5 protein-coding genes and 1 tRNA gene are annotated in these 7285 nt (G+C 58.4%); all 6 read right to left on the bottom strand.

All coding sequences use genetic code 11. The features are described 5' to 3' along the window. Positions 1–554: 554 nt before the first annotated feature. The 6 genes from AC07O3_RS19405 to AC07O3_RS19380 all read right to left on the bottom strand — a co-directional run bounded on the left by AC07O3_RS19405 (position 555) and on the right by AC07O3_RS19380 (position 7280). Entirely contained in the window at positions 555–1232 is a 678-nt protein-coding gene (locus AC07O3_RS19405) for a RelA/SpoT domain-containing protein (RefSeq protein WP_495340064.1), read from the bottom strand. Then, positions 1233–2396 (bottom strand): ParA family protein, encoded by a 1164-nt coding sequence (locus AC07O3_RS19400; RefSeq protein ID WP_495340063.1) that lies wholly within the window; start codon positions 2394–2396, stop codon positions 1233–1235. It lies immediately after the preceding gene. Between the two features lie 367 nt (positions 2397–2763). After that, positions 2764–2839, bottom strand: a tRNA-Thr gene (locus tag AC07O3_RS19395). Between the two features lie 25 nt (positions 2840–2864). Continuing rightward, positions 2865–3878 carry a class 1 fructose-bisphosphatase gene (locus tag AC07O3_RS19390; protein WP_093051765.1) on the bottom strand — a complete coding sequence of 338 codons (1014 nt, stop codon included), beginning with the start codon at positions 3876–3878 and terminating at the stop codon, positions 2865–2867. Between the two features lie 23 nt (positions 3879–3901). Next, positions 3902–6595 (bottom strand): aminopeptidase N, encoded by a 2694-nt coding sequence (pepN, locus tag AC07O3_RS19385; protein ID WP_495340062.1) that lies wholly within the window; start codon positions 6593–6595, stop codon positions 3902–3904. Continuing rightward, on the bottom strand, positions 6582–7280 hold the full coding sequence (locus tag AC07O3_RS19380; RefSeq protein WP_097198622.1) for an HAD family hydrolase: 699 nt from the start codon (positions 7278–7280) through the stop codon (positions 6582–6584). The genes pepN and AC07O3_RS19380 overlap by 14 nt, the downstream gene beginning before the upstream one ends. Positions 7281–7285 lie beyond the last annotated feature (5 nt).

Raw genomic sequence — 7285 nt, 5'->3', positions numbered from 1 at the left:
ACTCTTCTTCATGGGCTCCTCTTCGGGCGGGAGCCATCTTCCTAGAAATCAATGTCTCGGAGAAACCGGGCAGGTCAACTGCATGGAGGCGTCCGCCAGCGCGCTTCTCCCATACATTTGAAGGTCCGCCGCGCCTCACGGCGGGACATCGATGCACACCGCAGCGATGTCGATGTGAGGCACAAAAGGCGACGGCCAAGGTGCGCTAACACCATGGCCGTCTGACCAATCAACGTGCATTACCTTGGAAGGCGCACATCAAAATGGCTGATCGAATTATCGCCGGGCAAAACACGCCCACCTCCGACGACGTAACCCGCCAGCAGGACGCGTCAGGCACTCTTGAGAACAAGTTGACCCAATTGCAATCTCTGCTGAGTTGCTGCTACGGGGACTGTAGCGAATGGTTCGATGCGATTGGGGCGAAGCATCGGGACAACATTATGCGGATCGCCGCGGACCTTGCGGAAGACGCGCTGCACCTATATTCGCGGCTGCGAACGAAGGCGCCTAATACCTCAGATATGCATATTTAAAGCTTGCGTATTCGAATACTAGCTGCCTTGTGAAATCTTAAAAATCGAATCTGCAAGTCGCGTTCCGGTGGAAGTGAGTTTTGCTAAAACTCGGAGTTGTTCTTTGCAAGCTATTATTTCTGTTTCCGTGGGATAGTTCAAGGCGTGATCAATTTCTCCCCAGACTTCTTCAAATAGCGTTCGTATTTGAATTTCGCAGCAAATATCGGTTTTTGAATGTGGCTTGATCACATAATGAATACTGGTGTAATAGGTGGCTCGTGTAACCGATTTTATTCCAAGCCTTGAAAAATATTCAGTAGTCTCGGGGTCCCAGCTATACGCAACAGGTGCTTCTGCGAGCACCCAAAAACCCGCAGCAATATGATTTTTAATTGCGTTATGGATGTCTGAAAATTGCTGCGTATATAAGTGTAAAACTCGAACTCCGGCTAAATCTGTGACGGATTTAAAGAGATTTGCTGGAGTAATTTTCTTGGTCTGCCATTTTCTCCTCACTTTATCGATTAAATGATATGGATCCTTTAGTCTCGACTTTACTGAGTGAATTAATGGCAAAGGACTGGCATGAAAATGCCTTGACCTCTCAAAAAAACCTACTACTTGTTGTCTAAACAAGTCCAGTTCATCTCGCCGATTTGTATAAGCTTCGGCTACGGCATTGAGATGCTGCTTGGTAAGTTTTTGCGAGGCCATTTATAGTGGCTTTCGCTTCAAAAGTTTTAGCCGTGCAATCATTGATTTTGCAAAAATCTTGTATGCAGCTCTTGTTGCTAGGTATCTTTTTTTATTCGTCAATACCGTTGCCTCATCGCCTTCTTCAAGGTTTTCGAGGGTAGGCAGTTCCCAAATTGGGCAGTGGTATTTCTGCGCATGACTCGGATAGGTATTGTGCGAATGCATTACCGCCATCTCCCCAATGGGCTCATTCAGATCAGACTTTGGTATTCCTTCACTTAATGAGGAAGGTATCTGGGTGGAAATGGTTTGTTTGATTTGTTGTGCATAACCGTAATGAGCGATGGCCATATCCCACGGAGTTGATCCCTCTCTTTTTTTTGCGTTATATATCGTATAGCCCAAAAATCCAACAAAACTTTCCGGCAGAGATGGTCGCCTAGCGGGGGGGATTAAGCTATACAACGTCTTGAGTTCCGCTTTCCATCGCTCGAGTGAGCTTCCAATATTTCGAATGCCATATAAACTAAACAAGTCTGGTGCACACGGAATCAAGAATGCATCCACATTGGTTAGAATCGATTTATTGAGTTGACCTAGACTGGGGGACGTGTCAACAATAATGTACTGATATCCGTACTCTTTAGCATACTGCAGTAATAGTCTTCTAATTTCGCTCAGCGTGCGCAATGCCAATGGGGCTCCGACAAACGCTTCACTCCAGCGGCGTGCCAGAGCTTCTTCAAACATATGAAGAGTGAGGCGGCCCGGGATAAGGTGGAGGTTGGGTTTCAGCTCTATTGGGGGGGGGAGTTCATCCAAAGCCCCGGTCCCTTCCTCTGCCGGCTTTAAGGAAAAATGAATAGTTCTCGGATTCTTGCAAAGTGCGGCAAATTGCTTTGTCGGCATTGCAGCACGAGCAGCTTCAAATCCTGGTGCATCAATAAATGGATTTTCTTTCTCCCAGATTTCCTGAATTTCTTCTGCAGGAAGACTGTAAATTGAAAGATTGCACTGAGGGTCAAGGTCCACCGCGAGAACTTTATGCCCCAAATCTGCTAAGGCGTGAGCAAGGTGGAAAGTTAATGTGGTTTTTCCGACACCACCCTTGTTGTTGAAAACGGAAATTAATTCAACAGCCATATTCCCCTCATTATTTACTTTGACAGTGAAAATATTCACGTTCCTGCAACGCATCGTTACAGAGATTTATGACTCTGTCTATCAGAAAAATCCTGGGTGAGCCGATCGACGCACTGCTACAACCTGGTTTGCGTTCGACCATTCCCGCCAGTGGCGGAGGACTAAACAGCCGCGATGATTTCGTTTCATCGAAGCTTGCCTTCGACGACTGTCGTACAGTTTGGCGCTGAGTTAGCGAACTGCGCACTCTTCCTTAGCTTCAGGGTTTTTAAGCACAACCACTTTGCTTTGGCCGAAGGTCTTCGAGGGCAAGGACGACGGTCCGATGGCCCGAGACCCCGTTTCGAAAAGGTGCTGCGTAAACGGAAAAAAACCCCGCTATCAAGAGATAGCGGGGTTTTAGTATTGGTGCCGGAGAGATGAATCGAACACCCGACCTTCTCATTACGAATGAGCTGCTCTACCGACTGAGCTACACCGGCGAAGCCTCAGATTATAGCCAAGAAATCACGCCTTCTCGGCGTGGTACTGGGTCAGCCGCTCAACTTCGTTACGTGAACCCAACATCACGCTCACCCGCTCATGCAGTTTGGTGGGCTGCAGGTCCAGGATGCGTTGCTTGCCGTTGGTGGCCGCGCCGCCGGCCTGCTCGACCAGCCAGCTCATGGGGTTGGCCTCGTACATCAGGCGCAGCTTGCCGGCCTTTTCGGGCTCGCGCTTGTCCCACGGGTACATGAAGACGCCGCCGCGCATCAGGATGCGGTGCACGTCGGCCACCATGCTGGCAATCCAGCGCATGTTGAAGTCCTTGCCGCGCGGGCCTTCCTTGCCGGCCAGGCATTCGTCGATGTAGCGCTTCATGGGCTCGTCCCAGTGGCGCATGTTGCTCATGTTGATCGCAAATTCCTTCGTGTCGGCCGGAATCTGGATGTCTTCCTGCGTCAGCACGAAGCTGCCTTGCTCGCGGTCCAGCGTGAACATGGCCACGCCGTTGCCCACGGTCAGCACCAGGGTGGTTTGCGGGCCGTAGATGCAGTAGCCGGCGGCCACTTGCTGGGTGCCTGCCTGCAGAAAGTCGCCTTCCTGCACGCCGGGGTGGTCGTCGGGCTTCTTCAGCACGCTGAAGATGGTGCCGATGCTGACGTTCACGTCGATGTTGCTGCTGCCGTCGAGCGGGTCGAACATGAGCAGGTATTCGCCCTGCGGGTAGCGGTTGGGCACCACGTAGATGCTGTCCATTTCCTCGCTGGCCATGGCCGCGAGGTGGCCGCCCCATTCGTTGGCCTCAATCAGCACTTCGTTGGCGATGATGTCCAGCTTCTTCTGGATCTCGCCCTGCACGTTCTCGCTCTCGGCCGTGCCGAGCACGCCGCCCAGCGCGCCCTTGTTGACGGCCTGGCTGATGCTCTTGCAGGCGCGCGCGACCACTTCGAGCAGCAGGCGCAGCTGGCCGGGAATGAGGCCGTCGGCGCGCTGTTGTTCGACGAGGTAGCGGGTGAGGGAAATCTTTTGTTGAGCCATGTGTCTTGTGGGGTTCGGTTGCTTCAGTTTCCGGCCAGGGCGCGGGTCACGACTTCGTGCGTGTCCTTGCTCAGGTCGGGCTTGGCGGCCACGCGGGCGATGGCTTCGCGCGCGGCGCTGCGGTACGGCTCGGCCAGCTTGCTCCAGCGGTCGAGTGCGCGGGCGAGGCGGGCAGCCACTTGCGGGTTGATGGCGTCGAGCTCGATCACGCGCTCGCTCCAGAACACATAGCCGGCCGCGTCGGGGCGGTGGAATGCGCCGGGGTTGGCGCTGCAGTAGCTGAAGATCACGCTGCGCGCCCGGTTCGGGTTCTTCAGCGAGAAGTCAGGGTGCTTCATCAACTGCTTGACCAGCGGCAGGATGTCGCCGCCGCGGTCGCTGGCGCCGGCCTGCAGCGAGAACCACTTGTCGATGACCAGTGCCTCGTCCTTGAAGATCGAATGGAAGCGCGCGAGCGCCTGCGCCGCCAGGGTGTTGCCCGACGACACCAGCGCGTTGAGCGCGTTGAAGCGGTCGGTCATGTTGCCCGCGTCCTTGAAGCGCTGCAGCGTCTTGCCCGGCCACACGACGTCGCCCGAGGCACGCGCCGCCAGGCACAGAAAGTTGAGCGCCATGCCGGCCAGCGCGCGTCGGCCCGACGAGGTCGGGTCGGGGCTGTAGGCGCCGGTGTCGTGGTTCTCTTCATAGGCCCACTGCCAGTCGGCAAAGAGGGCGGTGGCCAGCTGGGCGCGCATGGCTTCGCGCACGAGGTGCACGCGCTGCGGGTCGACCACGTCGAGCTGTTCGGCAATGTAGGTTTCCGACGGCAGCGTGAGCACCAGTTCCTTGAAGGCGGCGTCGAGCTGCGGGTTGCGCAGCACGCTGCGCATGGCGTCGATGTACGCGTCGTTCAGCACCGGCGTGGTGTCGGTGGCCAGTGCGGCAATCCCTTGCAGCGCGGCGCGCAGGCCCAATCGCTGGCCGGCTTCCCAGCGGTTGAACGGGTCGGGGTCGTTGGCCAGCAGGGTGAGCAGTTGCGCGTCGGTGTACTCGAAGTCGAGGATCACCGGCGCGCTGAAGCCGCGCAAGATGGAAGGCACGGGCTCGGCGTCGAGGCCCACGAAGGTGATCTGCTCGCCGGCGCGCGACAGCACCAGCGTGCGGGTGCCGCGGGTTACGTCGTTTTCGCCTTCGAGCTGCATCGGCAGTTCGCGGCCGTTGGCGTCGAGCAGGCCGATGTTCAGCGGAATGACGAAGGGCTCCTTCGTCAGCTGGCCCGGCGTGGGCGGGCAGCTTTGCACCACGCTCAGGGTGTAGCTGCGGTTCTGCGCGTCGTACACGCCGTGGGCGGCAAGGCGGGGCGTGCCGGCCTGGCTGTACCAGCGCTTGAACTGGGGCAGCAGGCGTGCCAGTTCCGACTCGGGGTTGGCGTCGGCAATGGCCTGTGCAAAGTCGTCGCAGGTCACGGCCTGGCCGTCGTGGCGTTCGAAGTAGAGCGTGATGCCCTTTTCAAAGCCCTTGCGGCCGACCAGCGTCTGCATCATGCGGACCACCTCGGCACCCTTTTCGTAGATGGTGACGGTGTAGAAGTTACTGATCTCGATGTAGCTGTCGGGCCGCACCGGGTGGGCCATGGGGCCCGCGTCTTCGGGGAACTGGGCGGTGCGCAGCACGCGAACGTCTTCGATGCGCTTCACGGCGCGGGCCGAGGCGTCGGCGCACAAATCCTGGCTGAATTCCTGGTCGCGGAAGACGGTGAGGCCTTCTTTCAGCGAGAGCTGGAACCAGTCGCGGCAGGTCACGCGGTCGCCGCTCCAGTTGTGGAAGTACTCGTGGCCAACCACGCTTTCGATGTTGCTGTAGTCGGCGTCGGTGGCGGTGGCCTGGTTGGCCAGAACGTACTTCGTGTTGAAGATGTTCAGGCCCTTGTTCTCCATGGCGCCCATGTTGAAGTCGCTGGTGGCAACGATCATGAAGCGGTCAAGGTCCAGCGGCAGGCCGAAGCGGGTTTCGTCCCACAGCACCGAGTTGATGAGCGAGTTCATCGCGTGCTCGGTCTTGTCGAGGTCGCCGGCGCGCACGTACACCTGCAGCAGATGCTCCTTGCCGTTGCGCGCCTTGATGCGCTGCTCGCGCGCTACCAGCTTGCCAGCCACCAGGGCGAACAGGTAGCTGGGCTTCTTGAAGGGGTCGACCCACTTTGCGAAGTGGCGGCCTTCGGGCAGTTCGCCTTGTTCGACGAGGTTGCCGTTCGACAGCAGCACCGGGTAGGAGGCCTTGGCGGCGCGCAGCGTGACGGTGTACATCGCCATCACGTCCGGACGGTCGAGGAAGTAGGTGATGCGGCGGAAGCCCTCGGCCTCGCACTGCGTGAAGAAGGTGTCTTCGCTCACGAACAGGCCCATCAGCTTGGTGTTCTTGATGGGGCAGCAGGTGGTGAAGATCTCGAGCTCGAAAGCGTCGGGCAGGCCGTCGATGACGAGCTGTTCGCCTTCCATGCGGAAGGAAGCGCCCTGGCCGTTGACCAGCACGCGCGCCAGGTTCAGCTCGTCGCCGTCCAGGCGCAGCGGCTGCACCGGCACCTCTGGGTTGCGGCGCATCTGCATGCGGTTGAGCACGCGGGTCTTGGCGGGGTCGAGGTCGAAGGTGAGGTCGACGGTGTCGATCCAGTACGCCGGGGCGGCATAGTCTTCGCGGCGGATGGCAATGGGTTGCCCTTGAGCGTCACGTAGCAGCATCGAGTGTCTCCAGAAAATTCGAATGGGCGAGTTCGTTGTAGTCGCGAACCGCGGCAATCACATGGGGGCCGGCAAGCTCGGCGGCGGTATGGGTGCTGCACACGGCCACGGCACGCATGCCGCCGCGGCGGGCGGCTTCTATGCCGAAGGGTGCGTCTTCAAAGACGATGCAGCGCTCGGGCGCTATGCCGATGCGGCGCGCGGCTTCGAGAAAGATGGCGGGCGTGGGCTTGCCAGTGAAGCCTTCGTCGCCGCCCACTATGGCCAGCGGCAGCGGGTCCATCTTCAGGCGCGACATGGCGAATTCGATGTTGCCCTTGTCGCCGGCCGTGCCCACCGCCACCTTCAGGCCGCGTGCAACGGCGGCCTTGGCAAAGGCCGTGAAGCCCGCCACTTCGGTGAAGTTGTCGCTGAACATGGCGCGGTAGATCTCTTCCTTCTCGTGCACCAGGGCCTGGCACTCCTCGTCGGAGAGCTCGCGCTCGAACAGCTCGCGCATGCACTCGGTGCCGGTGCGGCCCGTGGTGCGCGCGAGGATGTCGCTCACGTCGAGCTTCAGCCCGTGGCGCGCCACGAACTCCACCCACGAGCGCGCATGCCAGGGCATGGAGTCGATCATGGTGCCGTCCATGTCGAAGATGAAGGCTTCGACCTTGCCACCATCCTTCAGGCTTTTCAGGCTCATCGGTT

The sequence above is a fragment of the Variovorax sp. GW821-FHT09D05 genome, from assembly GCF_059416325.1.
The sequence above is the reverse complement of the archived record's forward strand: the minus strand, read 5'-3'. Positions and strand labels throughout refer to the sequence as shown.

What these genes read in the sequence shown, in the direction of transcription:
- AC07O3_RS19405 (WP_495340064.1), bottom strand. Translation starts at nt 1,232, where the DNA reads ATGGCCTCGCAAAAACTTACCAAGCAGCATCTCAATGCCGTAGCCGAA.
- AC07O3_RS19390 (WP_093051765.1), bottom strand. Translation starts at nt 3,878, where the DNA reads ATGGCTCAACAAAAGATTTCCCTCACCCGCTACCTCGTCGAACAACAG.
- pepN (WP_495340062.1), bottom strand. Translation starts at nt 6,595, where the DNA reads ATGCTGCTACGTGACGCTCAAGGGCAACCCATTGCCATCCGCCGCGAA.
- AC07O3_RS19380 (WP_097198622.1), bottom strand. Translation starts at nt 7,280, where the DNA reads ATGAGCCTGAAAAGCCTGAAGGATGGTGGCAAGGTCGAAGCCTTCATC.